Annotated in this window: 30 protein-coding genes and 1 pseudogene; 13 read left to right on the top strand and 18 right to left on the bottom strand. The window is 71.3% G+C overall.

From position 1 onward, the window contains the following. Positions 1-308: 308 nt before the first annotated feature. Positions 309-434: a hypothetical protein gene (locus ACGFIQ_RS18285; protein ID WP_393244938.1), complete on the bottom strand. Its 126-nt coding sequence runs from the start codon at positions 432-434 to the stop codon at positions 309-311. Between the two features lie 112 nt (positions 435-546). Here ACGFIQ_RS18285 and ACGFIQ_RS18280 point away from each other — a divergent pair, with 112 nt between their 5' ends. After that, positions 547-888 carry a GlsB/YeaQ/YmgE family stress response membrane protein gene (locus ACGFIQ_RS18280; RefSeq protein WP_393244936.1) on the top strand — a complete coding sequence of 114 codons (342 nt, stop codon included), beginning with the start codon at positions 547-549 and terminating at the stop codon, positions 886-888. Between the two features lie 22 nt (positions 889-910). On the opposite strand, the gene ACGFIQ_RS18275 is transcribed toward ACGFIQ_RS18280, so the two are convergent. The 4 genes from ACGFIQ_RS18275 to ACGFIQ_RS18260 form a co-directional block, all read right to left on the bottom strand. Further along, a complete protein-coding gene (locus ACGFIQ_RS18275; protein WP_393244934.1) occupies positions 911-3,172 on the bottom strand; it encodes a helix-turn-helix domain-containing protein in 2,262 nt (753 codons plus the stop codon). A gap of 207 nt (positions 3,173-3,379) precedes the next feature. Continuing rightward, positions 3,380-3,802, bottom strand: coding sequence for a hypothetical protein (locus ACGFIQ_RS18270; RefSeq protein ID WP_393244932.1), 423 nt, complete (start codon positions 3,800-3,802; stop codon positions 3,380-3,382). Between the two features lie 11 nt (positions 3,803-3,813). Beyond that, positions 3,814-4,071 (bottom strand): hypothetical protein, encoded by a 258-nt coding sequence (locus ACGFIQ_RS18265; protein ID WP_393244930.1) that lies wholly within the window; start codon positions 4,069-4,071, stop codon positions 3,814-3,816. Beyond that, positions 4,071-4,448 (bottom strand): DUF2089 domain-containing protein, encoded by a 378-nt coding sequence (locus ACGFIQ_RS18260; RefSeq protein ID WP_393244928.1) that lies wholly within the window; start codon positions 4,446-4,448, stop codon positions 4,071-4,073. Before ACGFIQ_RS18260 ends, ACGFIQ_RS18265 begins: the two co-directional genes overlap by 1 nt. A 107-nt stretch (positions 4,449-4,555) precedes the next feature. Here ACGFIQ_RS18260 and ACGFIQ_RS18255 point away from each other — a divergent pair, with 107 nt between their 5' ends. After that, positions 4,556-4,888, top strand: a complete 333-nt coding sequence (locus ACGFIQ_RS18255; protein WP_393244926.1) for a hypothetical protein — start codon at positions 4,556-4,558, stop codon at positions 4,886-4,888. A gap of 31 nt (positions 4,889-4,919) precedes the next feature. On the opposite strand, the gene ACGFIQ_RS18250 is transcribed toward ACGFIQ_RS18255, so the two are convergent. Further along, a complete protein-coding gene (locus tag ACGFIQ_RS18250) occupies positions 4,920-5,648 on the bottom strand; it encodes a hypothetical protein (RefSeq protein WP_393244924.1) in 729 nt (242 codons plus the stop codon). Positions 5,649-5,754: 106 nt separating this feature from the next. Further along, positions 5,755-6,111, bottom strand: coding sequence for a winged helix-turn-helix transcriptional regulator (locus tag ACGFIQ_RS18245; RefSeq protein ID WP_393244922.1), 357 nt, complete (start codon positions 6,109-6,111; stop codon positions 5,755-5,757). 117 nt (positions 6,112-6,228) lie between these two features. Between ACGFIQ_RS18245 and ACGFIQ_RS18240 the strand changes: the two genes are divergently transcribed. After that, complete coding sequence (locus ACGFIQ_RS18240; protein WP_393244920.1) at positions 6,229-7,104, top strand: NAD(P)-dependent oxidoreductase; 876 nt, start codon at positions 6,229-6,231, stop codon at positions 7,102-7,104. Positions 7,105-7,174: 70 nt separating this feature from the next. Further along, positions 7,175-7,522 carry a hypothetical protein gene (locus ACGFIQ_RS18235; RefSeq protein WP_393244918.1) on the top strand — a complete coding sequence of 116 codons (348 nt, stop codon included), beginning with the start codon at positions 7,175-7,177 and terminating at the stop codon, positions 7,520-7,522. A 98-nt stretch (positions 7,523-7,620) separates the two neighbouring features. Here ACGFIQ_RS18235 and ACGFIQ_RS18230 read toward each other — a convergent pair whose 3' ends face one another. Continuing rightward, positions 7,621-7,875, bottom strand: coding sequence for a hypothetical protein (locus ACGFIQ_RS18230; protein WP_393244916.1), 255 nt, complete (start codon positions 7,873-7,875; stop codon positions 7,621-7,623). Between ACGFIQ_RS18230 and ACGFIQ_RS18225 the strand changes: the two genes are divergently transcribed. Then, positions 7,874-8,122 (top strand): hypothetical protein, encoded by a 249-nt coding sequence (locus ACGFIQ_RS18225; protein WP_393244914.1) that lies wholly within the window; start codon positions 7,874-7,876, stop codon positions 8,120-8,122. The two genes, ACGFIQ_RS18230 and ACGFIQ_RS18225, sit on opposite strands and share 2 nt — an antisense overlap. 75 nt (positions 8,123-8,197) lie before the next feature. After that, positions 8,198-8,341, top strand: coding sequence for a hypothetical protein (locus tag ACGFIQ_RS18220; RefSeq protein ID WP_393244912.1), 144 nt, complete (start codon positions 8,198-8,200; stop codon positions 8,339-8,341). Between the two features lie 33 nt (positions 8,342-8,374). On the opposite strand, the gene ACGFIQ_RS18215 is transcribed toward ACGFIQ_RS18220, so the two are convergent. Next, complete coding sequence (locus ACGFIQ_RS18215) at positions 8,375-9,583, bottom strand: MFS transporter (protein ID WP_393244910.1); 1,209 nt, start codon at positions 9,581-9,583, stop codon at positions 8,375-8,377. 235 nt (positions 9,584-9,818) lie between these two features. Continuing rightward, positions 9,819-10,199, bottom strand: coding sequence for a hypothetical protein (locus tag ACGFIQ_RS18210; protein ID WP_393244908.1), 381 nt, complete (start codon positions 10,197-10,199; stop codon positions 9,819-9,821). A gap of 125 nt (positions 10,200-10,324) precedes the next feature. On the opposite strand from ACGFIQ_RS18210, the gene ACGFIQ_RS18205 reads away from it, so the two are divergent. Next, positions 10,325-11,308 (top strand): RNA polymerase subunit sigma-70, encoded by a 984-nt coding sequence (locus ACGFIQ_RS18205; protein ID WP_393244906.1) that lies wholly within the window; start codon positions 10,325-10,327, stop codon positions 11,306-11,308. A 76-nt stretch (positions 11,309-11,384) separates the two neighbouring features. Here the strand turns inward: ACGFIQ_RS18205 and ACGFIQ_RS18200 are convergent. Beyond that, positions 11,385-11,693: pseudogene (locus ACGFIQ_RS18200) on the bottom strand (serine hydrolase); the annotation flags it as partial. A gap of 173 nt (positions 11,694-11,866) precedes the next feature. After that, positions 11,867-12,514, bottom strand: a complete 648-nt coding sequence (locus ACGFIQ_RS18195; protein ID WP_393244904.1) for an NAD(P)-dependent oxidoreductase — start codon at positions 12,512-12,514, stop codon at positions 11,867-11,869. 89 nt (positions 12,515-12,603) lie between these two features. Between ACGFIQ_RS18195 and ACGFIQ_RS18190 the strand changes: the two genes are divergently transcribed. Both ACGFIQ_RS18190 and ACGFIQ_RS18185 read left to right on the top strand, forming a co-directional pair. After that, positions 12,604-13,023 carry a winged helix-turn-helix transcriptional regulator gene (locus tag ACGFIQ_RS18190; protein WP_393244902.1) on the top strand — a complete coding sequence of 140 codons (420 nt, stop codon included), beginning with the start codon at positions 12,604-12,606 and terminating at the stop codon, positions 13,021-13,023. 181 nt (positions 13,024-13,204) lie between these two features. Further along, positions 13,205-13,648 (top strand): DUF5990 family protein, encoded by a 444-nt coding sequence (locus tag ACGFIQ_RS18185; RefSeq protein ID WP_393244900.1) that lies wholly within the window; start codon positions 13,205-13,207, stop codon positions 13,646-13,648. A 17-nt stretch (positions 13,649-13,665) separates the two neighbouring features. Here ACGFIQ_RS18185 and ACGFIQ_RS18180 read toward each other — a convergent pair whose 3' ends face one another. Next, entirely contained in the window at positions 13,666-14,757 is a 1,092-nt protein-coding gene (locus tag ACGFIQ_RS18180) for a winged helix DNA-binding domain-containing protein (RefSeq protein ID WP_393244898.1), read from the bottom strand. A gap of 205 nt (positions 14,758-14,962) precedes the next feature. On the opposite strand from ACGFIQ_RS18180, the gene ACGFIQ_RS18175 reads away from it, so the two are divergent. After that, complete coding sequence (locus tag ACGFIQ_RS18175) at positions 14,963-15,538, top strand: hypothetical protein (RefSeq protein WP_393244896.1); 576 nt, start codon at positions 14,963-14,965, stop codon at positions 15,536-15,538. A 232-nt stretch (positions 15,539-15,770) separates the two neighbouring features. On the opposite strand, the gene ACGFIQ_RS18170 is transcribed toward ACGFIQ_RS18175, so the two are convergent. The 4 genes from ACGFIQ_RS18170 to ACGFIQ_RS18155 all read right to left on the bottom strand — a co-directional run bounded on the left by ACGFIQ_RS18170 (position 15,771) and on the right by ACGFIQ_RS18155 (position 21,088). Further along, positions 15,771-17,267: a DUF1996 domain-containing protein gene (locus tag ACGFIQ_RS18170; RefSeq protein ID WP_393244894.1), complete on the bottom strand. Its 1,497-nt coding sequence runs from the start codon at positions 17,265-17,267 to the stop codon at positions 15,771-15,773. A gap of 257 nt (positions 17,268-17,524) precedes the next feature. Continuing rightward, positions 17,525-19,567 (bottom strand): glycogen debranching N-terminal domain-containing protein, encoded by a 2,043-nt coding sequence (locus tag ACGFIQ_RS18165; protein ID WP_393245439.1) that lies wholly within the window; start codon positions 19,565-19,567, stop codon positions 17,525-17,527. A gap of 12 nt (positions 19,568-19,579) precedes the next feature. Next, positions 19,580-19,942, bottom strand: coding sequence for an SCP2 sterol-binding domain-containing protein (locus ACGFIQ_RS18160; protein ID WP_393244892.1), 363 nt, complete (start codon positions 19,940-19,942; stop codon positions 19,580-19,582). A 129-nt stretch (positions 19,943-20,071) separates the two neighbouring features. Next, on the bottom strand, positions 20,072-21,088 hold the full coding sequence (locus tag ACGFIQ_RS18155) for a carboxypeptidase-like regulatory domain-containing protein (RefSeq protein WP_393244890.1): 1,017 nt from the start codon (positions 21,086-21,088) through the stop codon (positions 20,072-20,074). Positions 21,089-21,324: 236 nt separating this feature from the next. Between ACGFIQ_RS18155 and ACGFIQ_RS18150 the strand changes: the two genes are divergently transcribed. From ACGFIQ_RS18150 to ACGFIQ_RS18140, 3 genes are all read left to right on the top strand, one after another. After that, positions 21,325-22,275 carry an SRPBCC family protein gene (locus ACGFIQ_RS18150; protein ID WP_393244888.1) on the top strand — a complete coding sequence of 317 codons (951 nt, stop codon included), beginning with the start codon at positions 21,325-21,327 and terminating at the stop codon, positions 22,273-22,275. Between the two features lie 28 nt (positions 22,276-22,303). After that, positions 22,304-23,476, top strand: a complete 1,173-nt coding sequence (locus ACGFIQ_RS18145; protein ID WP_357074284.1) for a zinc-dependent alcohol dehydrogenase — start codon at positions 22,304-22,306, stop codon at positions 23,474-23,476. Positions 23,477-23,641: 165 nt separating this feature from the next. Beyond that, entirely contained in the window at positions 23,642-24,217 is a 576-nt protein-coding gene (locus ACGFIQ_RS18140; RefSeq protein ID WP_393244885.1) for a GNAT family N-acetyltransferase, read from the top strand. On the opposite strand, the gene ACGFIQ_RS18135 is transcribed toward ACGFIQ_RS18140, so the two are convergent. Further along, on the bottom strand, positions 24,214-25,233 hold the full coding sequence (locus ACGFIQ_RS18135; RefSeq protein ID WP_393244883.1) for an LD-carboxypeptidase: 1,020 nt from the start codon (positions 25,231-25,233) through the stop codon (positions 24,214-24,216). The two genes, ACGFIQ_RS18140 and ACGFIQ_RS18135, sit on opposite strands and share 4 nt — an antisense overlap. Between the last annotated feature and the right edge of the window lie 286 nt (positions 25,234-25,519).

Here is a 25,519-nt window from a genome sequence, read left to right as displayed (position 1 = left end):
CGTGGTACACGGCCACCAGCCGCGCCGAGTCGAACAACCAGTAGTCGTAGTGCGGCGATGCGACCGGCCAGTCATCGCCGAGACGTGAACGACCGGGTCAACGCGCGATCACCGCTTGCTCGGACTCGCGGTAGCGCCGGTTGAGGTTCGGTGCCGGTCGTTGGGGCGTACCGTGATCGCCGACGTTGATTGCGCGCAGCCGGCGCCGGCCGGCGTGGCGCGGCTGGCGGCGCGTGTCGCGCCTTACCCGGTGACTTGCCGGTTGCTCCGGTCCACGACGACGGCGGGTGGTCACGCCGGGGCGGCAACTATCGGTCGGCTTCGACCTCGGTGCGGTAGACGGTCAAGCCGCGGCGCTGATAGTTGCGCAGGGCGTTCGGATGGTCCAGTGAGCTGGTGTGCAGCCACACCCGGCGTACCGCCGGAGAGTCCACGGCCGCAGGTCGTCGGCGTTGTCCATCTCCAGGTAGGTGACCAGGCGGGGCGGGGTTTCCGGGCAGGTGAGATCCGGGCATGTACGTCGGCACTGCTGGAGGGGAGACGGCAATGCTGGTAACGGGTTATCTCGGCGCGGTGCTCATCGGTGCCCTCGTCGGCCTGCTCGGCCGGCTCATCCTGCCGGGAAGGCAGCGGATCGGCGTCTTCGCCACGTTCGTCATCGGCGTCGGCTCGGCGGTGCTGGGCACCGTGGTCGCCAGGGCACTCGACATCGACGACGGCGCCAGCGTGAAGGTGTGGGTGCTGCGCTGGGACTGGGTGGTGCTCGCGATCCAGGTCGGCGTCGCGATCGTCGTCGTGGCCCTGGCGAACATGCTCACCTTCACCCGGCTCGCCGGCGGCGACGACAAGCCTCGTCGGCGGGCCCGTCGCAGCCAGGCCAAGGGCTGAAGCACCTCACGACCGGAGCACGTCAGGTGCCCAGCCTGGCCAGGATCTCCCGGGCCATGGCCTGTTGGGGATCGCGGCGGCCGGTGCCGTCGAGCAGGTGGAGGGCGCGGGTGAGGTCGGCACGGGCCTCGGCGACGAATCCCAGTTCGGCTCGGGCTCTGCCCAACTCGAAGTAGAGGTCGCCCATCATGATCGACTCACCTCGTTCGAGCACGACAGGCAACGCCCGTTCGGCCGCCTCCAGCGCCTGCGCCCAGTGGCCGTTGAGGTTGTGTGCCTCGGCCAGGCCGCTCAGGGCACCGGCGCGGGCGCCCAGGTCCGCCCGGGCCGACACCGGGCGATGGTCCATTTCGACGAGTGCCTGCTGAAACTCGTCGATGGCCTCGTCGGGACGACCCATGATGATCAGCGCGAATCCGATGCCCTGGAAGATCTGTAGGTAACCGTCGTGGTCACCGGCCCGGTCGGCCAGGTCACGGGCCTCGCGAAGGGCCCACACCGACTCGTCGAGCCGGCCGATGCGCCGCCAGGCCGCCGCGGCGAACTGCAGTGCCCAGCCCTGTCCCTCCAGGTCACCGATCGCCTCGGCCATCCGGTAGGCCTCCATCGCCACCTCGGCGCCCTCCTCGGCACGGTCGGCGCCATAGATCGCCGCCCACGCGAAGCCGTTCATCTGGGCGATGTGACTGCGCCGGTCGGGCAGCGCGGCCGCAGCCGTGCGCGCCAGCCCGTACACCTCGTACCATCCGAGCCACAGGACGCTTGAGTCGGAGTACCAGTGGACGGCGTCAGCGACACGGACGACCAGCTCATGCCGGCCGTCCTCGGCTGCGACGCGGAGGGCGGCGAGCCAGTTGTCGGTCTCCGCCATCAGCCAGGCACCGGCCTCCTCCAAGGTGGCCAACGGCACCAGGCCGTCCCAGTCATCGGGCAACGCGCCGTACGCGGGTTCGTACCAACGCCCGGCGACGATCACGGTCTCCAGCAACCAGTCGGTCATCCGCCGGGCGGTCGCCGTGCGGGTGGCCGGGGGTTCCTCGGCCGACAGCCGTTGCCCGGCGTAGAGCCGGATCAGGTCGTGGAACCGATACCTGTCGACGCCCTCGGCCTGCAGCAGACCCAACTCGACAAGCTCATCGAGCCGCTCTTCGGCCTCGAACACGCCGGTCTCGGTCAGCACGGCCGCCAACGGGGCCGCGAAGTCGACACCCGGCACGTGGGCGAGCCGACGAAACAGCAAGGCCGCCGGGTCCGACAGCTGGGCGTGCGACAGCGCGAACGCGGCAGCCACCCCGGTGTCACCGGCGGTCAGAGCCGCGAGCCGGCGGTCCGCGTCGCCGAGTCGGTCCACCAGGTGGTCGATGGTCCACTGCGGACGCGCGGCAAGGCGGGTGCCCGCGATCCGCAGCGCCAGCGGCATGTGGCCACACAGCCCCGACACCAACTCGACCTGTGCGACCGCGGTCGGGTCCGCGGCCTGCGTGGCGATCGCCGCCAACAGGCTGGCCGACTCGGCCACGGCCAACGGCGGCAGCCCGACCCGCACGACGCCCTCCAGACCGCCGAGTGTCCGGCGGCTCGTCACGACGACCAGGCACCGTCCCCCGGCCGGGAACAACATCCGTGCCTGCGTCTCCGAACCGACGTTGTCGAGGACCAGCAGGCAGGGCAGATCCCGCAGCACCGCCCGTAGCTGCGCCGACCGCTCGTCATCGGTGTGTGCGATCTGGCCGGGACTGACGTCCAGCGCCCGCAGCAGCCGACGAAGAGCCTCACCGACCGGCAGCGGTACGGCGTCCGTGCCACGTAGGTCCAGGAACATCGCGCCGCCCGGAAAGCTGTCCCGCAACTCCTCGGCCACCCTTACCGCGAAGGCGGTCTTACCCAACCCGGGCGGTCCGTGCACCACCAACACCGGCGGCGGACCGTCACCGGTGACAGCCCGCCCGGCGGTGGCCCGGGCGATGGCCAGCTCGGCTTCTCGGCCCACGAAGTCGCCGACCCCGCGCGGCAACTCGCACAGCCGTGGTCGCCCGGCGGCACTGGGCGAGCGGGCCGCCCGGACGACCGCCACCAACCCGGCGCGGCCCTCGTCGTCCAGGCCCAGGCCATCGGCCAGGGCGGTGAGTGTCCTGGCCTGCGGAGTACGGCTGTGCCCGCGCTCCATGTCGCTGATCGCGCGAGCGCTGACCCCGGACGTCTCGGCGAGTGCCTCGATGGTGAGAGCCGCCGCCCGGCGCAACGCCCGTAGATGCTCACCGAATGACAGCACAGGCTCGGTCATCTCGAGATGATAGGTGCCGTGGATGGCGGTTTCGTGTCCCCTGGAATGTCCGCCTCGGTGGTCGCGATCGGCCGCTGCCCGCGTACCTCGATGGTTGTCCTTCCCGGGGTCGCGCCGGCACGCCCCGACCAGCGGCCGGACGCGGTGGGTGCAGCCTCGGGAGGCTGTTACCGCACCCTCTCCGGGGGCCGTCCCCGCAGACGCCGCCTACTCGCAGAAGACCCGTACGGTGGCATCGGGTGAATCCACCTCCACGGTCACCTCGTCGAGGTGCTCCACGAGCGCCTCCAGTTGCTCGGGCTTGAGCTGCGTCAGGTCGATCGGCACACCCGAGTCGCTGAGCGAGGCATTGGCCTTGACCAGGGCCTGCGGCGGGATCAGCGCCGCCAGCCGTACGCCAGCGCGCAGCAGTTGCAGTGGCACCCGCACGTTGACCCGCGACGGCTCGCCGTTGTCGGTGGCGTCCACCATCACCCGCAGGTACTTCACCTTGCCCTTCGGGCGGGCGTCGTGACTCGCCGTCGCCGGTGCCTGGTCCCGTTCGAGTGCGGCGATGAGCTGCTCCGCCTCGTCGGCGGTGATCTTGCCGGCGGCCAGCATGTCGAGGATGTCCTTGCGTTGTTCGGTCATGGGGACCTCTCCTATCGGATAGCCACGAGCACGGCCGTGTGGCCCTGCGCGATGTCGAAGCGGGCGCCGGGCAGCGCGGAGATGACACGCCAGGCGGCGCCCAGTGCCCGCACCACACCGACGCGGAACACGACGCAGGCCACGATCGCCGCCAGCACGACCAGGACCACGACCGGCAGGAGCACGAGCGCCACGGGGAGCACCGGAACCCAGACGCGGATGGGCCGGCGGTCCGGGCGGTCGACCCGGACGGTCACCAGCTGCGGCATCACGTCCGGCCGTCCAGCTCGGCCAATGCCTGCTGGGCGGTGATCTCACCGCGGCGCAATCTGTCGACGATGTCGGCCCGCGAGGGCGCCGGGTCGGTCTCGACGAAGTCGAGCAGCTGCGTGATCCGGTTGAGTCGTGACTTGATCGTCGGGTAGCTCACCCCGAAGATGCGTTCCATCTCCTTGATCGAACCGTGGCAGCGCACGAACGCCGTGACGAAGACCTGGTCATCGACGTTGAGCTGAGCCAGTTGCGGTGGCTCGAACTCGCCCTCGATCGCGACGCCGTTGCTCGCCAGGCGCACCCGCTCGACGACGAACGGTTGCCCTCGCGTCAGGCTGGTGAGGTCCTGCCAATCCATCGCCTGATCTGCCATACCTGAATTTGTAGCTCAAGAATCCTCAACTTCCAAGAGGTTGATCTTAACTTTCTTGAAATGTCGCCCATGGTGAGCGGCGGAACGCCCGGCAGTACGATCCGGAGATGGGCAGGTTTCTTGCGCTCTTCAACGGCGCGGCTGGTGCGGCCGACAAGGTCGACCTCAGCGAACAGCGGCAGACCGAGTTTCTCCACGCGTGGGCGGCCTGGGCGCAGGCCAACGAGAAGGCCATCGTCGACCCCGGTGCTCCCCTGAACGCGAAGAAGCTCATCACGGCACGGGGCGTCGAGGACTTCACCGACGCCCTGACCGCGTACACCATTGTGGAAGCGGACTCGCACGACGAGGCGGTTCAGATCCTCGCCGGGCACCCGCACCTGGGGTTGTTCGCCGGAAACTCGATCGCGGTCCTGGAGTGTCCGCCGCCGCCCGGCTGAGGTTCGGTGCCGACGTTGCCGGTGGCCCCCGTCAGGTGTGGGCGTGCGGGGCCGGGCTCTCGGTGAGCTGCCACCGGTCGCCGTGACCCGTGGCGATCACGATCGCCTCGATCACCCGCCGGGCCGCTGCGGGATCGTCGACGAAGCTGAGGGCGGCGTCGAGGCCGACCGGCGGCCCACCGGCGAGGCTCGCGGCCACGGCGACCAACTGCCGGTCCCGGTCCGGCACGTCGGCGGCCGCCGCGAACTCGACCACCGCCGCCCAGTCGGTGACCTGCCCCATCCGCACGATGTCGCCCATGTCCCACGGCAGATCCAGGATCCCCACGAGGTCACCGAAGCCCGGCTGGTCCGGGACCGCGGTGAAGGTCAGCAGATGTACGGCGGCCCGCCGGCCGAGCGAGGCTCCGGTGGCGATGTCGGTACGCAGGACGCCGCGAATCTCCTCGCCGGTGAACCCGGAGGCGACCTCCGGCCGGGGAGTCCTCCGGTGCAGCAGCGGGGCCGTATCCGGGTCGGTCAGCAACTCCGCCACCCGCAGGCACTGCGCGCACGGGGGCAACGCGGCGACGTCCACGCGACTGTCACTGCGATACATCTCGTAGGCGATGTCGATCGCCCACTGGTCACTGCCCCAGACCGGACGCTCCGGCGTCGAACACAGCGTGAGACCCGTCTGGCCGCCATCCCCGTCGGCCTCGTCGTCGAGATCCACGGACAGGTGCTGGAGCGTGCCGTCCGTACATGGTCGAGGTGTCATTGGCTCCTCCTCGCCACTGGATGCTGCACCGGTCACCCCGTGACAACGAAGCATATCCATGCCCCGCAACCGCCCGCCCGCACGAGCCCCGGCCCGACTCGTCGACTCACTCGACCGGGATCTTGTCGGCGCCGATTCGTCGGATGCGGTCGGTGCCCCACGCGCCCAGCGGGGCCAGCGCGGCGTTGAGGGAGACACCGTCGTCGGTCAGCGAGTATTCGACCTTCGGTGGCACCTCGCGATATACCTCACGGTGCACGAGCCCGTCCTCCTCCATCTCGCGCAGATGTTGGATCAGCATCTTCTCGCTGACGCCCACGAGGCCCCGCCGCAGCTCGGCGAACCGACGAACCCCGTAGTGGTGCAGCTCCCAGAGGATCAGCGACTTCCACTTGCCGCTGACGACGTCCATCGCCGCGTCGATGCCACAGAAATATGGTCCGCTTCGCGCTGTCGTCGCCATCAGCCCTCCAGGATGGACTTACCAGAAGGTAAGTACCGCACAACATTGTCGGTACTGGTCAACTCTATCGGCAGCCGAAAGGATTTCCTCGACCGACATCACGAGGGGATCAGAGACATGGACACACGGCACGACCTTCCGGTGAGCGTCCTCGGGCTGGGGGCGATGGGCAGCGCCCTGGCGGCTGCCCTGGTGGAGGCCGGCTACCCGACAACGGTCTGGAACCGATCGGCCGACAGAGCGAGCGCACTCGTCGCCCAGGGCGCGATCCCGGCCCGCACAGCCGCCGAGGCGATCCGCGCCGGCCAACTGGTCGTCGTCTGCCTGTTGGACCACGCGTCGGTCCACGAGGTGCTCGACCCGCTGGCCGGGGACCTGGCCGGTCGGACCCTGGTCAACGTGACGACGACGACGCCGGAGCAGGCGCGCGAGTTGGCCACCTGGGCCGCCGACGCCGGCGTGACGTACCTCGACGGCGGCATCATGGCCGTCCCCGCCATGATCGGCCAGCCCGGCTCGTCGATCCTCTACAGCGGGTCCGCCGACGCGTTCGACACGTACCGGCCGCTGCTCGACCGGTGGGGGACCAGCACCTACTTCGGCGCGGACCCCGGCCTGGCGTCGCTGTACGACCTGGCCCTGCTCGCCGGCATGTACGTCATGTTCGCCGGGTTCTTCCACGGCGTCGCCATGGTCGCGCCGTCCGGCGTGAGCGCCAAGGAGTTCGCCGCGCTTGCCGCACCCTGGCTGTCCGCCATGACCGGTGCCTTCCCGAGGTTCGCGACGGTCGTCGACGGGGGCGACTACACCGTGCCGGGGCAGCAGAGCCTGGAGTTCTCCGATCTCGGCGACATCCTCACCGCCAGCCGCGACCAGGGCATCAGCACGGATGTGGTCGCCATGGTGCAACGCCTCATCCGCCACCAGGTCGACGCCGGCCACGGCCAGGAGGGCTTCGCGCGGATCGTCCGCAGCATCCAGCAGCCCGGGTGACGCGCGGCGGCGGCACCCGGTGCCGCCACGCGCCATCGCTGGACGCTGCGCTGACCGTACCGTCTCGGCCATGTCTGACTTCCGCGGCGACACCTCAGGTGTCTCGACGCTCCGGGCCGCACTGACGGTCGTCCTGGTTGGAATCCTGGCGACCGGTATCGGCGTCCCCTTCATCTGGGACGACCGAGGCTCACCGCGGGAAGTGACCACGACGGGCACCTTGACCGGTTCCCATCCCTCGGCCCGGCACGAGAAGCGCAAGGGGACGTGGTACGAGGTCCAGTTGTGGGTGACCCGAGGTGGTCTGGAGTTTCTGCCGGCGGCGGGCGGGCTGGCGCTCACCCTGGGCGCGCTTCGAGTCGTCATCCGCGAGCTGCTCAAGCGGCGCCGCCGACGGCAGGCCCTTGCCCGCACGTAATTGGGTGGAGCGCCACTCGCGGAAGTGCGGTGATAGCGGGAATCGTCCCGAGCGAATTGATCATGTCGTACTCGTCGATTAGTGTCCGCGTCCGTGAATCACTCTCGAATTGCTTCCGTGCTGTTGATCCTTGCCGCTACCACCGCGCTGACCGCTTGCGGTGACGCGGAACCGGCGACGAACGCCGGTTCGACGCCGCCTGCCAGCACGTCCGCCGCCACCTCAGCGGCGGCCTCCCCAACTGCCGCACCGGCATCGCCAGCCGCGGCCGGCGCCACGAGCGACAAGGAGATCTGCACGTCGTTAAAGAATGCCAGCGACGAGATGAAGGCCGAGCTGTTGAAAGTCGCCATGGCTGGTGAGCCGAGCGCGGCGGACCTCAAGAAGATCCTGACCGAGTTGGGCACGAAGGTTACTGCCCTGACCGCGGCCGGCGGAGACGGCAAGGTGGCCACGGCCCTCAAGCCGTTCGGCGCCGAGGCGGCCAAGGCCGCGGCGGCCGCCGACCCGGGGTCCGCCGCCGACAACCCGGCCTTCCTGAAGGCCGGCAAGGACGTCAGCGCCGCGTGCAAGGCGGCCGGAGTCAGTGTGACCCTCTGATCACGATGGTCTCGGTGTTGGTGCGGTAGACGGGGATCGTGGTGGTCGGCACTGTTTCTGGCGACGGCCACCACGATGCTGCTGAGCAGAGCGGCGTCGCCGCCGTTCCTCGTGGAGCCGTTCGAGGTGAGCCAGCCGGCGGCGGTTCGCACGCTGCTCGGCGGTGACGCCCGCGCGTCGCTCAGCGAGCTGGCGACCCGCGACCTGAGCGCCGACTGACGGCTGAACCAGCGCCGGAGTCAGCGTGACCTCTCAGCGCTGTTGCGTGAGATGCGGGTCGTGGTGGTCGGCGGTGGCGACATGCCGGCCTGTCGTGTTTCTGGTGACGGCCACCATGACGATGGTGCTGAGCAGCGCGGCGACGGGGGCGAGGGCCAGACCGTGACGGACGCCGTTCGCCACCACCAGACCGGTGACCGCCGACCCGGCGGCGCTGCCGACGGTGAACGCGGTGGCGACCCAGGCGAACGCCTCGGCCACGGTGCCCGGCGCCGCGAGCTGATCCACCAGGAGGAAGATGGCGGTCAGCGCCGGTGGTAGGGCCAGACCGCTGACCGCCAGCAACACCGCCATCAGGGTGGGGCGCGGTGTCAGCAGCAGTGGCACGAAGCCGAGGGTCAGCCCGGCGGTGAGCAGCGGCAGCCGCCATGCTCCGGCGGGCCGGGCCCGGGTGTAGAGCAGGCCGCCGGTCAGGGCGCCGGTTGCCTGCGCGGCGAGCAGCCAGCCGGCCAGGTGCCGGTCGCCGGCCTCCTCCGCGTAGGCGGTGACCGCCACCGCGATGCCGCCGACCGCCATCCCCGTGCCGACCACCCCGACCAGCAGGGCCGCGAACCGGGGCACCCGCAGCGGACCGGCCCAGTGCCGTGCCGCCGCAACCCCCCGCCAGGCCCGCACGGCGGGAGCGCGGACGAACGCGGCGGTCCCGGCGAGCTGGAGCAGCGCGGCCACGACCAACCCGGCGACCGGCCCGCCGAGCGCCACCGCGAGGAGCGTCGTGAGCGGGCCCACCACGAAAATCACCTCCTGTACGGCGACATCCAGCGCGTACGCGGCCGGCACCGCCGCCGGGGGCAGCAGATCCGGCCACAGCGAGCGAAGGCACGCCTCCAGCGGGGGAGCGCCGAGCCCGGCGACCACGGCACCGACGGCGGCACCTGTCGCGCCGAAGGCACCGGTGGCCACGAAGCCGAACCCGACACCGGACATGACCGCCGAGATGAGCAGCACCGGTGGCTGACGCCAACGGTCCACCGCTCGGGCGAGCAGCGGCGTTCCCACCGCCACCCCGGCGGTGTACGCGGCGACGAGCAACCCGGCCGTGGCCAGGCTGAACGACTCCCGCGCGAACAGCAGGAGGGCGAGCGGCCCGGAGGCCGACGGCAGCCGACCCACCTGGGCGGCGAGCAGGACCCAGAGCACCTGCGGGGCACGCAGGACCACCCGGATACCGGATGAAGACATGAGACATCGCTCCCGGCGCGATGGAAGGAATCGAACGGACCCACGGGCAACTGCCGGCGCGGATCAGGGAGCGAAGTCGGACCGTTCGTGGTCGTTGCCGTACAACGGCAGCGGAGGCGTGATCCACCGGGCGTACGAAGCCGCGACCGCCTCCACCGGAACCACGAACTGACCGTATCGCACGGCATCGGTCCGCGGGGGGCCCGCCCTGCTCGTCAGAGCTGCGCGACGGCCGTCATCCGCGTGCCCGCCGCCCGGCGAGCACATCGCGGATGGCGAGCACGACGAGCGAGAGCGGGATGAACACCCAGAGCTGAAGGACTGTGTACCGGCGCAACTCCCCGTCGATGGACGCGCCGGCCAGTTCGGCGTCCAGGGCGCCGGGGCGCATCAGCGCGATCGCGTACGCGGACAGCGGGGCGTAGTTGAGGCCCGCACCGGTCAGCCACAGCCCCAGTGCTCGGCTGCCGGGGCCGCGCGTCGACGCCAGCAGCCAGACACCCCACGTCACCATGACGACCACGCCGACGAGGAACTCGGCCAGGATGACCCAGCGTCGACGGGTGGTGCCCCGGCTGCCGTACATGTCGATGGCCGCCAGGCGACGAACGTTCACCGCACCGATGGTGCCACCGCGGCGCAACGGCCGGAGCCGGGCCGGCAGAGCACCGACCCCGGTGATGAGTTTTCGCGCCCGCGCCCGTCATACCCAGGGACGTGACGAGACGGAAGGATGACGTGATGAGTGCGGACACGCGGCTGGACGGGTTGGGCGAGGTCGACGAGCTGACGTTCGCGGGGTTGGCGGATCGGCACCGGCGGGAGCTGCACGTGCACTGCTACCGGATGCTCGGGTCGTTCGAGGACGCCGAGGACGCGGTGCAGGAGACGTTGCTGCGGGCGTGGCGACGGCGGGAGACCTTCGAGGGACGGTCGTCGTTGCGGGCCTGGCTGTACCGGATCGCCACGAACGTCTCCCTGGACCTGCTCGCCAAGCACCGCCCGGAGCCCGCGACCGGGGGTGAGGTGCGATGGCTGCAGCCGTACCCGGATCGGTTGCTCGACGAGGTGCCGGCGGGTGGCGCGGACGAGCCGGAGGCGCTCGCCGTCGCGCGGGAGACGATCGAGTTGGCGTACGTGGTCGCGGTGCAACACCTCGCGCCGCGCCCCCGCGCCGCGCTGATCCTGCGTGACGTGCTCGGGTGGCCGGCGAAGGACGTCGCGGATCTTCTCGGGGACTCCGTCAACTCGGTGAACAGCGCGTTGCAGCGGGCCCGTGCCGGGATGCGGGAGCACCTGCCGGCCGAGCGGCAGGACTGGACCGGTGGGGAGGGCGACGCCGGTACGCGGGAGTTGGTGCGCCGCTTCACCGACGCCGCCGTGGCCACGGACATCGACGTGCTCGCCGCGATGCTGCGCGACGACGTCCGCTGCTCGATGCCGCCCACCCCGGGCCTGTCCGTCGGGCGCGACGCGGTGGTGAGGAGTTGGGTAGAGGACGGGTTCGAGGGCATGCGGGGCCTGCGCGGGGTCCCGACCTCGGTGAACCGGCAGCCGGCCGTCGCGTTCTACCTGTGGCGCGCCGACGAGGGCGCGTACCTGCCGTTGACGATCGACGTCCTGCGCGTCACCGGCGGTGCGATCACCGAGATCGTCACGTTCCACGACGACCAGTTCCCGCGGCTCGGGCTGCCCGAGCGTCTGCCGGCCGACGGCACCGAGTAGGCACACGCGGCCTCCGCGCCCGGACGGCCGGTCAACGATCCCCGCACCGGCACGACGCGGCCACGACCGGCAGCCGTCAGAGGTGGGCGACGACCACCCTGGTGGCCTGCGCGAGAAGGGCGTCGTCGGGGGTGGCGCCCTTCGTGGCGCGGCTGGACAGCACGGCGAGCACGATCGGGGCCCGGTCGGGCGGCCAGAGCACGGCGATGTCGTTGCGGGTGCCGTACCCTCCGGTCCCGGTCTTGTCGCCGACCACCCAGCCGGCGGGCACGCCCGCGCGGATCAGCGCCGCCCCGGTGGTGTTGTCGCGCAGCCAGCCGCGCAGGACGTCGCGGTCCGCGGGTGTCAGGGCATCCCCCAGGGTGTACGCGCGCAGGTCACCCGCAACGACCCTACGGTGGTGACCGCCGGAGGTCGTCAGCTGTGCGGGCCTGCGCTGATCGACTCGGGTTCCTGAAAGTCGGGGCGTCCCGGTAGCGCGGACACCCCGGTTTCCTGAAAGCCGAGTCGATCATGGCGTTCTCGCTGGCCGGGGGCGGATGGCTGCGGACCGGGGCCTCAGTTGCCGAGGTTGACCTGAGCCCGGTGGTGATCGCCCTTCTCGATGAGGTCGACGAACCCGAGCGCGTAGTCCGCGGCGGAGATCGCGCCGCCGTCCTCGGGCGCGACCGCGACATCGTCGCCGAGTCGGTAACGGCCGAGTCGCTCGCTGGGCATCCATGCGCCGAACCTGAGCGCCGGGCTCACGAAGACCCAGTCGAGCGTCGCGGGCGTGGCCGGAAGGTCCTCGATGATGAGCGCCGCCCCGGCGCGGATCTCGTCGTGGAGTTCCGCCGGGACGTGGCTGAGGTCGGCGACGAAGCGGTCCGCCCCGGGCGCGGGGCGCAGCGACGAGTAGCCGCCGACGACGAACAGGGGCACGCCGGCGGCGTCGGCCAGACGGGCGACGGCCCGGTAGACGTCGCGGAAGGCGCCGGCCAGTGGGCCGCGTGGGGCGAGTGCGGCCACGACGACGTCCGCGCCCTCGACGGCCGCCGCGAGGGTTGCCTCGTCGGTGGCGTCGCCGTGGCGGTAGGTCACGTCCGGGACGGGCGTCGTGGGGGCCGAGCGGCTCAGCGAGGTGACCTGGTGACCACGAGCGGCGGCCTCCGCGACGATTGCCGAACCGGCATAGCCGGTGCCGCCGATGACGGTGATGCGAGACACGAGGTGCCCTTCCAGGAGATGGGGTGGCGTCGGGCGACGCACTGCGATTACCGTACGAGTGCAACTCTCCAACGGGAAGAAGGCACTTTGTGGTAACCACCCCCGGGGCTGAGTCGGTGCTGCGGGGCAGCCCCTATCGCGCGGACTGCCCGACTCGCCACATCCTGGATCGCATCGGCGACCGTTGGACGGTGCTCGTCGTGGGCGCCCTCTGGGACGGCAGTGTCCGTTTCTCCGAGGTACGCCGACGCGTCGAGGGCGTCTCGCAGAAGATGCTCACCCAGACCCTGCGCGGGCTCGAACGCGACGGTCTCGTGCGCCGCACCGTCTACCCGGAGGTGCCGGTCCGCGTGGAGTACACGCTCACCGAGGCGGGCCGCACCCTGCGTGGGCCGCTGCGCGCGCTGGAGGAATGGTCGATCACCCACCTCGGCGACGTGTCGGCGGCGCAGGAGGCCTACGACCGCGCGAATCGGCCCGCGTCGGACTCAACGGCCAGCGACTACTGACACAGGGTCTGTGTCAAAGCCCCTGGCCGGCCTGCGGCGGGCCCAGACGACGACCGGCCGCGTTGGAGATTCGTCCGGATACAACACCGGTATCCGGACGAATCTCCGCCTTGCCGGATCGCCGCCTGGACTCCGCCTCGGCTCGACCGAGGGCTTTGACACAGACCCTAGAGTCACGGGCATGCGGATCCGGATCGACGGCAGCGACCTCCCCGGGCGACGCACCGGTGCGCAGGCCGACGCGCTGCGGCTCGGCAACGTGCACGTGGGGATCCAGCGCAAGGCCGACGTGGTCGATCAGGTGCCGGCCGACGCGGCGACGGCGACCTGGGGCTTCGAGGTGTCCAGCCGGGAGGTCGACGGCATGCTCGACGTCGGTGGTCCGTGGGTGCACGGGCGTCCCGGTGCACGCTTTCTCTATCTGAGCTGGGGCGCGGTGGGCGCGGACGGATTCGCGACGTTCCGCCGAGCGAAGCTGATGTTCACCGACATCCCGACCGCCCTGCTGCGCGCCGCGCACGAGGGCAGCGGGGTCCTGGTCGGCCGGGTCGGCCTGACCGACGCGAACGGCGGCCCGGTGTGCGCTCGGGTCCACCCTCCGGCCATCGCCTGGACGGTGGAGTAACCGCCCGGCCGCTGTGGCTAACTGCCGAAGTCGACGCCGCCGAGGGGCACGCGGCGGTGCGCGGCGAGGCGTTCGGCCTGCGCGGTGACGGCCGTACGCGTGGCGGCGGACAACCGGTGCCAGGGCTGGACGGCGACCGTGAACGTCCGGCCGGACTTGCGGGGACGCCAGGTGCCGACCAGGTCGCCGTCGACCAGGACGGCACCGGGACGACCCAGCGTCGGCCACAACTCCTTCGCCCGAGCGGCGTCCGGCACCAGCGTCGCCCGGTCCTTGGCCTGCAGGAACAGGTCGAACGGGCCGAGCAGCCGGGTCCCCGCGCCAGCGGCCGAGGCCAGGGCCTGCTCGTCGGCGGCCAGCAGCGAGCGCACCTCGCCGTCGACCGGCACCTCGATCACGTCGTCGGGCCAGCGCGCCTGCACGTCCTTCACCGGGGCGTCGAGATAGTCGGCGACGTGTTTCGGGGTGGCCGGGCCGAGCAGACGAAGGTAGGCGCGGATGAGGTCGAATCGGTCGCCCGGAGCGGCCGCCTTCCGGAACCCGGCGATGCGCCGCAGGACCGGCGGTGAGGTGTCGAGCTGCAACTCCAGTCCGGCCCGCGCGGCGGCGAGCCGGAACGGCATCTCGTAGACGTGCGTCGCGTCGCACGGCCGGCAGAACCGCAGGTACGGCTCGGGCAGCACCGTGGCCAGGCGGCCGGAGACCTCTCCCTTGACCGTCGGTGTGGTGACGACGGCCCGCATCCGGGCGGCCACCTCGTCCAGGGCCGCGAGGTTGCCGATGCCGGCGGCCTTCAACGGCTTGGACGCGTCGTAGATGCGCTTGCCCGCGTCGGCGTCGGAGAAGGGTTCGACCGCCGCCACCACCTTCGCCACATCGGCCCGGCGGTAGAGGTGGGGTGCGCCGCGCACGGTCCACAACAGGATCACCTCCCGGTCGGACAGGGTCGTCACGTCGACCCCGCGTACCGCGAGCGCCCACCGGGCGCCGTCCGGGCCGGTGTTCTGCACACCGAGGTCCAGGACGGCGGTGTCGGCGAGCGTCCCATGGTCCCGGTCGAGCTGTTGGACCCGGACGCGGAAGTTCATCACCTGACGCCGATCAACCATGGCTGCACCCTAAGGCCCTTTTCAGAACTGGCCGGCCTGCGGCGGGCCCAGGCACGCGGCGTCCACCCGGCGGCATTCCCGCGTACGGGGAGGCGGTTCCCTCCGCAGGGGGATTCGTGGGTCACGCCGGTCCGGGCAGGGTGATCTCGGAAATGCCGACACCCACCGCCGACTACGGGGGAACGCCGTGACTCGACCAGCACCTGTGCAGACCAGGCCCGCCACCGCGGTTACGCCGCCGCCGCCCTGGGCGCGCCGGGCCGGGCACGTGGCGTGGATCGCGCCCGTGCTGGGGTTCATCCCGCTGCACGTGCCATGGCTCCTCGGTGTCCCGCTGTTCGCCAATGCCGAGCCGTTCGAGGAGTGGTACCACGGTCGCGGGCCCGGCGTCGGTGACCACCCGGTCGAGGGCTTCCTGGGCATGCCGGCCGGCGCGTTCTATCTGGGCCTGCTGTGCGTCCTCGCCGGCCTCGGCGGCGTCCTGGCGTTGGGGCTCATCAGCGAGTGGGGCGTGACCTTCCCCCGCTGGGTGCCGTGGCTGCGCGGACGTCGGGTGCCACCGTGGGTGCCGCTGACGCCGACGGTGCTGGGCTCCGCCCTGATGATCGGTTACTCGGCGACCCTGCCGTGGCAGTTCGCCGCCGATCTGTCGAAGTCCAGCGAGCAGGACATCTTCACCCCGACCGGTGTCCTGATCGGCCTTCCGCTGCTGCTGGCGTGGGCGATCGCGTTGCCGCTGGCGGGCTGGTCCTACTACCGGCGTACCCGGCTGCCGCGCTGACGGGACCGCCAGCCGGCACGGCCGCGACCGGCGGCGCCGGCCGGTGTCAGCCGTCGACCGGCCGGCGTCAGCGCGCGTACGGCCCGCAGGCGGGTGCGGCCGTCAGGCCACCAGCGCGCAGCCGACGGTGCTGGGTCTTCCGCGATGAGGAACCAAGCGTGGTGTGACGGTCGGTAGGAGACGCGAACGGCTCCCTCGCCCAGGCGAGGGAGCCGTTCGGCGAACGGGGTGGTCAGCCGCCGGCGAACGTGACCTCGGTGCCGCACTTGGCGTTCTGGTTGAGGCAGGACTTCACCAGGGCGCCGAGGCGTGCCGGCTCCCAGGCGTTCATGAAGTCGCCGTGCATGGACGACGGTTTGCCGGAGGAGAGCGTGAGGCCGTCCCCGCCCAGCGAATGGTAGTTGACCATGAAGGACAGGTCCGGCACGGCCACCGGGTACTTGCCGGTGCAGACACCGTTGACCGGGTCGCCCATGTGCGACTTGTGGTCGGGTGAGTCGATGTTCTTGCCGTCCCAGCAGTCCTTGAACACCAGTTGGAAGATCAGGTTGCCGCCCGGGGCGCAGACCGGCCAGTTGCCGTCGGCGCTGCGGCCGATCTCGGCGCTGCCGGCGCACCAGAACTGGTTGCTACCGGCGTTCTTCGGGGTGTCCACCTGCCGCTTGGCGTCGCCTTCGACGACCCGCAGGCCCGGGGGGAAGGGCTTCACGGTGGACGGGTCCTTGACCCGCGAGCCGTAGTAGACACGCATGCTCTTGATCGGGACCGGCTGACCGTCCTTGCGCAACTCCGGGGTCCAGTAGGCGCTGTTGTCACCCGGGGCGTTGCAGTTGGTCGTCGCGGAGAGCAGCTTGTCGGTCGTGGTGAAGGCGTCGATCTTCGGACCGAAGAAGGTGTGCATGTGCGAGGCGCCCGGCAGGGCGGGCACGACGATCGGGTCGTCCGGTGCCGAGTTGGCGACCTCGCAGTCGGTGTGGAACTCGGGAACCCGAGTGGTTCCCGGCGTCACCGCCTTCGGGGTGAGGGAGTCGAAGGCGGCCAGCTCCCTGCTCCACCGGGCCTGGTCGACCGGGACCCAGCCGGCCGCCGGCGCGCCCGGCGGGACGGACGTGGAGGCGGACGCCGACGGGGTGGGCTTCGGCGTGGGCGAGGCGGTGGGTGTCGCCGAGGCGCTCGGCGACGGGCCTGCCGCGGGGCCGAACGTGAACCAGTTCAGGTTCACGAAGTCCGACGGCGAGGTGCTCTTCATGACGGCGAAGACGGTCTGCGGGCCGGCTGGTACGCCGGACGCCTTCGCCGTGACCGTCGTCCACTTCTGCCAGCCGCCGGTCTGCGCGATCGGGAAGGTGGCGAGCAGTTGACCGTCCGGCGCGGCGAGGTGCAGCTCGACCGTGCCGCCGGTGGCGTTGTGCGAGGAGACCCGGGCCGTGAGGTCGGCGCCGGTGATCGACACGCCGTCGTAGCGCAGCCAGTCTCCGCTGGCCAGCCAGCCGACATTCCGTCCGCCGTCGGCGTCGCCGGTGCCCTCGGTCTGCGCCCCGGAGTGGGCCGCGAAGGCCTCGGCCTGGACCCGGCCGGGCACGGCGACCTCTTCGGCCTGGGCGCCGGCGATGTAGATGCCGCTGGCGCCCAGCGCGGCCACGACGGCGGCGGCGAGCGAGATGCGGGTGCGGCGGCGACGCTTTCGCGCCCGGTCCGCCGGTGCGACATGCGCGGGGGGAGTCCGCATTACCAGTGTTTTCCTTTGCGTCGGCGACAAATCTTTTGACGAAAGGAATTATGGGTACGCCGAGGACTGACTACAACTTGCGGACGAAGAATTAAGGAGAGTGGCCGGTAAGTCTCCTGGTCACCGTCCGGTCCGGGCCAGATGACAGTTTTTCGGCCGTGCAACCTTAAGTCTTCGTTAACTGTATGGGGTGCTGGCGCGCGTGTCCCCGGCGATTGGGTGATTACAGTTTCTGGAGATAAATCTTGCTCCGATTGTCAACGTTGGTCGGGGCGGTGGCGGGCGAAGGCGTCGGCCTTGCCCCAGCGGCCGGGAACGTCCAGCAGCGCGACCCGTCCGAAGGCGGAGGGCAGCGCGGGATCCACGGCCAGGTGGTCCTCGTGCGGGTTGAGGCCCAGCATGGTACGGATCAGCAGCATCGACGCCCCGCTGGACCATGCCTGCGGGCTGCCGGCGGTGGGATACCGGACCGGGTAGCGGGTGGTGTTGCGGTCGAACCCGCCGAACGCCTCGGGGAGCCGGCCCTGGAAGTAGGTCGCGGCGGACAGGATGCTCTCGGCGATGCGGGCCGCCTCGCTGGCGAACCCGTAGCGGCGCAGGCCCCAGGCGATGAACGAGTTGTCGAACGGCCAGACCGTGCCGTTGTGGTAGCCGAGGGGGTTGTAGCGGCGTTGGCCCTCGGCGAAGGTCCGCACACCCCACCCGGAGAACAGCGCCCGACCCATCAGGTGGTCGACGACCTGCGGTGCCCGCTCCGGCGGCACGATGCCGCTCCACAGCAGGTGCCCGATGTTGGACGACAGGCTGTCGACGGGGGTGCCGTCGTGGTCGAGCGCCAGGGCGTAGTAGCCGCGGTCGGCCAGCCAGAAGTCCCGGTTGAACCGGTCGTACAGCGCCGCCGCCTCCCGCTCCAGCCGGTCGGCGAAATCCGGGTCACCCCAGACGGTACGGGCCAGCCGGGCCCCCCGGATCTTGGCGTCGTAGGCGTACCCCTGGGTCTCGCAGGTGGCCCTCGGGAAGCCCGGCATTCTTCCGTCGGCGTAGGAGATGCTGTCCCAGGAGTCCTTCCAGCACTGGTTCTCCAGGCCGGTGACGTGGTTGCGTCGCTCGTACCAGATGTAGCCGGTGGAGGTCAGGTCCGCGTAGTTGTCGATCCACGCCAGGGCGGCGCGAGCCTCCTGCTCCAACTCCCTGACCAGTGCGGTGTCGCCGCTCCACCGTTCGTACTCGTCGAGCAGCACCACGAACAGCGGCGACGCGTCCACCGTGCCGTAGTAGGGGGAGTGCGGTTGTTCCTCGAACGCCGCCGACTCGCCGTAGCGCAGCTCGTGCAGGATCCGGCCGGGGTCCTCCTCCAGCACGTCGTCGGTGCGGGCACCCTGGAGCGAGGCGAGGATCCGCAGCGTCGGCGGGGTCAACGACGGGGTGACGGGCAGGGTCTGCAGGCAGGTCAGCAGGCTGTCGCGGCCGAACAGGGTCATGAACCAGGGCAACCCGGCGGCCGGCACGGTCGCACCGCTGAGCGAGAGCGGGGCGAAGCGCAGGGCCGCCAGGTCCACCAGGCTGCGGTGGTACACCTGCTGGAGCGCGGCGCTCTCGGTGTCCAGGGTCGGGGCCGCCGCGACCCAGGCCCGCAGGCTGGTGGGCAGGGTGGAGTCGTCGGGCCGCAGAGCCCGCAGCGCGGAGCGCAGGTCGACGCCGTCCGGGCGCAGCGCCAACATGGCGACCTGCAGCCGCGTCGACCACTGTTCGCCGGGGGCCAGTCGGATCGTGAACCGCAGGCCGTCCGGGTCGAACTCGGCGGGCTCACTCGCCGACACGACGACCTCACGTCGGTAGGTGCCGCGCCGGTAGCCCAGGCGCAACTCGTCCGGGCCCACGTGGGTGTACCTGGTGCCGGTCTTGTCACCGATGTCGAACTTGATCTCGAAGATGTCGGCGAAGTCGGCGGCCACCTCCAGCCGGATGTCGAGGTCCATGTCCCGTTCGCCGTAGTTGAAGATCGTCAGCGATTCGGTCAGATCCGGGCCGATGCTCCTGCGCCGGATGGCCGACACGTCGGCCTGCACGTAGTCGACAGCCGCGCCCGGCACCACGAAGAACGTCACCTCGTAGTACTGGCTGTCGTCCACCGACAGTGCGGTCATGCACTCGCCGTTGACGAACAGCATCCAGCGGGACAGGAAGCGGGTGTCCGCGGCGAACAGCCCGACCGGTGTGGCGGGGGACGACTCCACATCGCCGCTGGCGTCGGACACCATGAAGGTGTTCCCGTCGATGCACGACACGGTGCCCGGGATGTCCCTCATCTGTCACGTCCCACTGGCCTGGTCACCGCTCTGCAGCGGCCCGGGCTCCCGCGGGAACAGCCGCCCGATCCGCAGGGCCAGACCGAGGTCCCCGTCGACCATGATCTCGCCCCGGGTGATCGCCGCCAGGCCGTTCACCTCACCGCGCGCCATCGCCTCCGCGACCTGTGCGGACACCATGATGACTGTGGTGGCGGGGTCGGCGCTCCTGGTCACCCGCATCCGACCGTGATCGATCACCAGGAGCCACTGCTCCAGCTGAGCGCCGTCACGGATGTCGAACCGCACGCTCCCGCACACCTTGTCGAACCGCGGATCCTGGCCGGCGACCGTCAACCGTTCGAAGAACGCACTGGTCGCCGTCATCCCACCTCCCCGGGCGCTGGTAGAAGCGCATGCCGGCTACCCGGTGCGGCTCGGTGTTAACTCCGGGCGGCACTCCTTCTTCGGGGTTCGAGCGCGAAAAGGGCTCCAGGTGGTCGCCTCATCACGCCGCTACCGGAGGTCGAAGTCCGCCACGACCGGCGCGCGTCGGACCCGTACGGGGGTCGCGGTGTCGAAGTCGGCCGCGTCCCGGTGCCACACCGGCGGGGCGTACGCGCAGTCGCAGCGCAGCTTCACCCGCTGCCCGGGGAGCAGGCGCAGGGTGTAGCCGTCGCCCACGTCCGCCACACCGGCCAGGTCCCCGGTGGCCGCGTCGAACGCGAGCACCTGGGCGTAGGTGAGCAGCTCGTCCACGCGTACCGCGCCGCTGACGAGCGTGCCGGCGGGCAGCGCCTGGTCCAGGGCGACCGTCTGGTGGGCACGCACCCGCACCGACCGCGCCTGCTGCCGACTGCCCACCCCACCGGACCACACGGTCGCCAGCCCGCTCGCCGCGAACTGCACAGGCCAGTCGTACGGCCCGAGGCCGGTGATCGTGTACCGGCCGTTCTCGTCGGTGGTCGGGCCGTGGTCGTCGTACTTCGGGTGCGTCACGTACGGCACCACCATGGCCAGCGCACGATAGACCGGAGCGCCGGTCGCCGCGTCGGTCACCACTCCGACGATGGTGCCCGGCGGGTCGAGCCGGATGGTCGGCGCGCTGGTCACCACGCCGGGCCGCACCTGAATCACCTGTGCCCGCGCGCGTTCACCGGTGCCGCCGTGCCGGCCGACCCACTGCAAGCCGTGCGCCGTCGAGTCGTAGGGGCTCACCAGCAGCCGGTACCTCCCCGGGGCGACGTCGGAGGCCACCAGGACGCCCTGCTCGTCGGCGCAACCCCCGTGCCGTCCGAGCTGGTCCTCACCGATGCCGACCGCCGACAACGCGGCGGCGTCCACCGGGAGGAGCGCGGCGCAGGCCCGGGGCACCGGTGCGCCGGTCGTCGCGTCCCGCACGACGGTGCGGACGACGCCGGGCGCGGGCGTCGCCGACCCGGGGGTACGCGCGGCAGCCGGCGCGGCGGCCTGCACGACGAGCAGTGCGGCGGCGACGGTGGCGGTCAGGTGGCGCAGGAGAGCCCGACTCATGGGGGTGTCCTTCCGGCGGCGCGGCGGGTTGGGCCGAAGGTAACGGGCTCGGGTGATCCAACTCGGTCAGTGTCGCGATGTTGACCGGCGCCGTAGGCGTTCACGCCCTCGCTGCCGCATTGGACGTTCTGCCCCGAACCTGGCGCATGCGGCACGTCCACCACATAGCGTCACGGGGGCGGAACCACCACCACGGCCGCTCCGCCGGCTGTCACGTCCACCGGAAGGGACCAGGCATGACCCGGATCGACACCGTGCTCCTGCCCGAGCTGGACGGGCCGGTGCCGGCGACGCTGCCGAGCACCCTGGGCCTGCTGAGCCTGGCGCTGGGCGTGGGCGCCCTGGCCGCGCCCGGACCCCTGGCGCGACTGACCGGGGTGGACGACTCCCCGTCCGCGCGGGCCGTGCTGCCGGCCGTCGGCCTCCGGGAGGTGGGCAGCGCCGCCGGCCTGCTCAGCGGGCGCCGCCCCGCCAACTGGGCCTGGAGCCGGGTGGCCGGCGACGCCATGGACCTGACCCTGCTCGGGCGGGTCCTCGCCGACCGCGACGGTGAACGCCGCCGCCGGGTCGCGCTGAGCACCCTCGCGGTCGCCGGCATCACCGCCGTCGACGTGCTCTGCGCCGTACGGATCGGGCGGGCCCAACGGGCCCGGGCCCGGATGATCCGGATGGAGATCGCCGTGACCGTCAACCGTTCACCCGCCGAGGCGTACCGGTTCTGGCGGGACATGGAGAACCTGCCCCGGTTCATGGCACACCTGGAGTCCGTACGCGCCGACGACCTGCGCCGCTCGCACTGGATCGCCCGTGGCCCGGCCGGTCACCGCGTCGAGTGGGACGCCGAGATCATCGACGACCAACCGAACAGGTCGATCACCTGGCGTTCGCTGCCGGGCACCCGGGTGCCCAACGCCGGGCGGGTCCGGTTCGTGCCCGCACCCGGTGACCGGGGCACCGAGGTCCGGGTCGAGCTGCGGTACGCGCCGCCGGCCGGCGCGCTCGGGCGGGTGGTGGCGAAGCTCTTCGGCGAGGAGCCCGAGCAGCAGGTCCGTGACGACCTGCGCCGCTTCAAGCAGGTGCTGGAGACCGGCGAGGTGGTCCGCTCCGACGGCAGCCCCAACGGCATCTCCGTACGCCAGCAGGCCATGCAGCGTCCCGCCCAGCCGCTGCCCGCGTCGCGCCGCTGACCGCCCACGCATCCGAAAGGGACCGAGAATGAAGGCCACCGCCTGGATGGGCACCGACAGCGTCAAGGTGATCGACGTGCCCGACCCGAAGATCATGAACGCCCGGGACGCGATAGTCCGGATCAGCACCACCGCGATCTGCGGCTCGGACCTGCACCTCTACCACGGCTACATCCCCGCGATGCGCAGGGGCGACATCCTCGGCCACGAGTTCATGGGCGAGGTGGTCGAGGTCGGTCCGCAGGTGCGCAACCTCAAGCCCGGTGACCGGGTGGTGGTGCCCTTCCCGATCGCCTGCGGGCACTGCTCGTCCTGCCAGCGTGGCCTCTACTCGGTCTGCGAGAACTCCAACCCGAACGCCGGCATCGCCGAGAAGATCATGGGCCACTCGCCGGGCGGCATCTTCGGCTACTCCCACCTGCTCGGCGGCTACGCCGGCGGTCAGGCCGAGTACGCCCGCGTGCCGTTCGCCGACATCGGCCCGCTCAAGGTGCCCGACGAGGTCCGCGACGACCAGGCGGTCATGCTCGCCGACGTGTTCCCGACCGGCTACATGGGCGCCGAGATGTGCGACATCAAACCCGGCCAGGTGATCGCGGTCTGGGGTGCCGGGCCGGTGGGGCTGTTCGCCGCGGCCAGCGCCCGGCTGCTCGGCGCGGAGCGGGTGATCGTCATCGACCGGTTCGCGTACCGGTTGCGGCTGGCCGAGGAGCACATCGGCGCCGAGACGATCAACTACGAGCAGGCGGACGTGTTGGACACCCTGAACGAGATGACCGCCGGCCGAGGGCCCGACGCGTGCATCGACGCGGTCGGTCTGGAAGGCCACCACGGCAACGCCGCCATGTACGCCTACGACCGGGCGAAGCAGGTCGCCCGGGTCGAGACGGAGCGGCCGTTCGCCCTGCGCCAGGCGATCCTCGCCTGCCGCTCGGGTGGGGTGGTCTCGGTCGTCGGCGCGTACGGCGGCTTCGTCGACAAGTTCCCGATGGGCGCGTTCATGAACCGCTCACTGGTCATGCGGACCGGTCAGTGCCACGTCCAGCGCTACACCCGGCCGCTGCTGGAGCGCATCCAACGCGGCGAGATCGACCCGAGCTTCATCGTCAGCCACCGGATGCCGCTGCGCGACGCCCCGAAGGGTTACAAGATCTTCCAGAAGAAGCAGGACGAGTGTACGAAGGTGCTGCTCACGGTCTGACCGACGGCGCCTCCCCGCTGCCGGGACGACCGCGGTGATCAACTCGGTTTTCCTGATGTCGGGGCATCGGGGCGGCGGGGACACCCCGACGCCAATGAACCCGTGATGATCAAGCCGCCGGGCGCCGGTCGGTGCCGGCTGCGGGTTGGCGGCTAACGTATTGCCATGGATCACGGTGGCGTCTCGGCGCCTGTGACGGCCGATCTCACCGTTCGGCTGCGGCCGGTCGCCGAGCCCGACCTGGCGATGTTCCGCCGCTTGCGCACGGAGCCGGGCCTGATCGGGCTGGACTGGGCCGGCTTCCTGGACGCCGGGGAGCCGGCCCGCCGGTTCGCGCTCGACGGCTACCTCGGCGAGGACGACGGGCGGCTCATCGTCGAGGCGGAGCAGGAGCGGGCGGCCGCTGGCCTCGTCAGCTACACCTCCGGGCGTTACGCTGGGCGGGCGTCGTACTGGGAGATCGGCATCGTTCTGCTGCCGCCCTGGCGCGGGCGGGGGATCGGCTGGCGGGCGCAGGCGTTGCTCTGCGACTACCTGTTCCAGCACACGCCGGCACAGCGCATCCAGGCTGGCACCCACCCGGAGAACATCGCCGAGCAGCGGGCGCTGGAGAAGGCCGGCTTCCAGTTGGAGGGCGTCGTGCGGGCCAGCGAGTTTCGGGCCGGCCGGTGGCGCGACGCCTACCTCTACAGCCGGCTGCGCGACGACCCGTCCCCCTGGGACGCGGCGACGGGAGGCTAGCGCGCGCGGACCCCCGGCTCCACCGTCAGGGTGCCCGCCTCGGCATCGATCGTGGCCCGCGCGCCGAGCGGGACGGTGAGCTGCCCGTTGCCATGCCCCAGCCGTAGCCCGCCCAGGACCGGCACGCCAAGGTCGTACAGGCGGTCCTTCAGCACCGCCGCCGCGTCCCACTCGCCGGGTTCGCCGACGCTGTTGGTGATCTGGCCGATGACCACCCCGGCAACCCTGGACAACACGCCCACCCGGCGCAGTTCGGTCAGCATCATGTCGATGCTGTACGGGGCCTCGTCGACGTCCTCGAAGAACAGGATGGCGTCGTCGAACTTCGGGATGTCACCCGCACCCAGAGAGGTGGAGAGCAGGGTGAGGCAGCCACCGAGTAGGGGGCCCGACGCGCGCCCCGGCACCAGCACGGGCGCCGCCGTCTCGGCCGGGTCCCGGACGATCGTCACGGGTGCGGTGGTCATCACCGCCCGGCGAAGCGCCTCGGCCGAATCAGGGCCGGTGCGGCTGTCGCTCCAGTTGACCATCGGACCGTAGAAGGTGACCAGGCCCGTCTCGCGCCAGAGCTTGCCGTGGATGCTGGTGATGTCGCTGAAACCGACGACCACCCGGGGATCCCGGCGAACGCCGGACACGTCGATGCGATCGACGATCCGCTGGGTGCCGTAACCGCCACGGGCGGCGAAGACCGCACGGATCCCCGGGTCGTTGAGCGCGGCGTTGAGGTCGGCCAGCCGCTGCGCGTCGGTGCCGGCCAGATAGCCGTACGTGGCGAAGACGTGCGTGCCCAGCTCGACCTCCAGGCCCCAGCTTCGCAGGATCTCGATGCCGCGGGCCATGTTCGTGGGGTCGGGAGTGCTGCCGGGCGACACGACCCGGACCCGATCGCCGGGCGCCAGCGCCGGAGCCCGCAGCGCGCGCTTCGCACCAGCCGGCGCGGCCTGCGCGGGCCCGGTCTCCAACCCGCCGGCGAGCACCGCGCCACCGGCCGCCGCCGCTCCCATCCGCAGCATGTGTCGACGGGACAGGGGCACCCGCGCGGGCCCTCGGGTCGAAGCTGGGTCTGGTCCGGACGTGGCCATCGGCATCCCCTCGTCTGACGATGTGCGAGCCGCCACAGCCTACGACAGGCATCGACGCCAGGCGGGGTCCACAGCGGACGGTCCTCACTCGACCGGTGCGCCGTGCCCGGCGGGCTTCCCGCACGGCCCGACCCGGCTGCACGGGCGACCCGGGTGCCGTGACTGGCGGGTTTCGTGCGGCCCGGGCCGCCGATGGCGGGAAGTCCGGATCCGCACG

Origin of the sequence: Micromonospora sp. NPDC048898 (assembly GCF_043198035.1) — a bacterium.
Classification (GTDB): Bacteria; Actinomycetota; Actinomycetes; order Mycobacteriales; family Micromonosporaceae; genus Micromonospora.
Note: the sequence above shows the minus strand (reverse complement) of the source record. Positions and strands in the feature narration are given on the sequence as shown.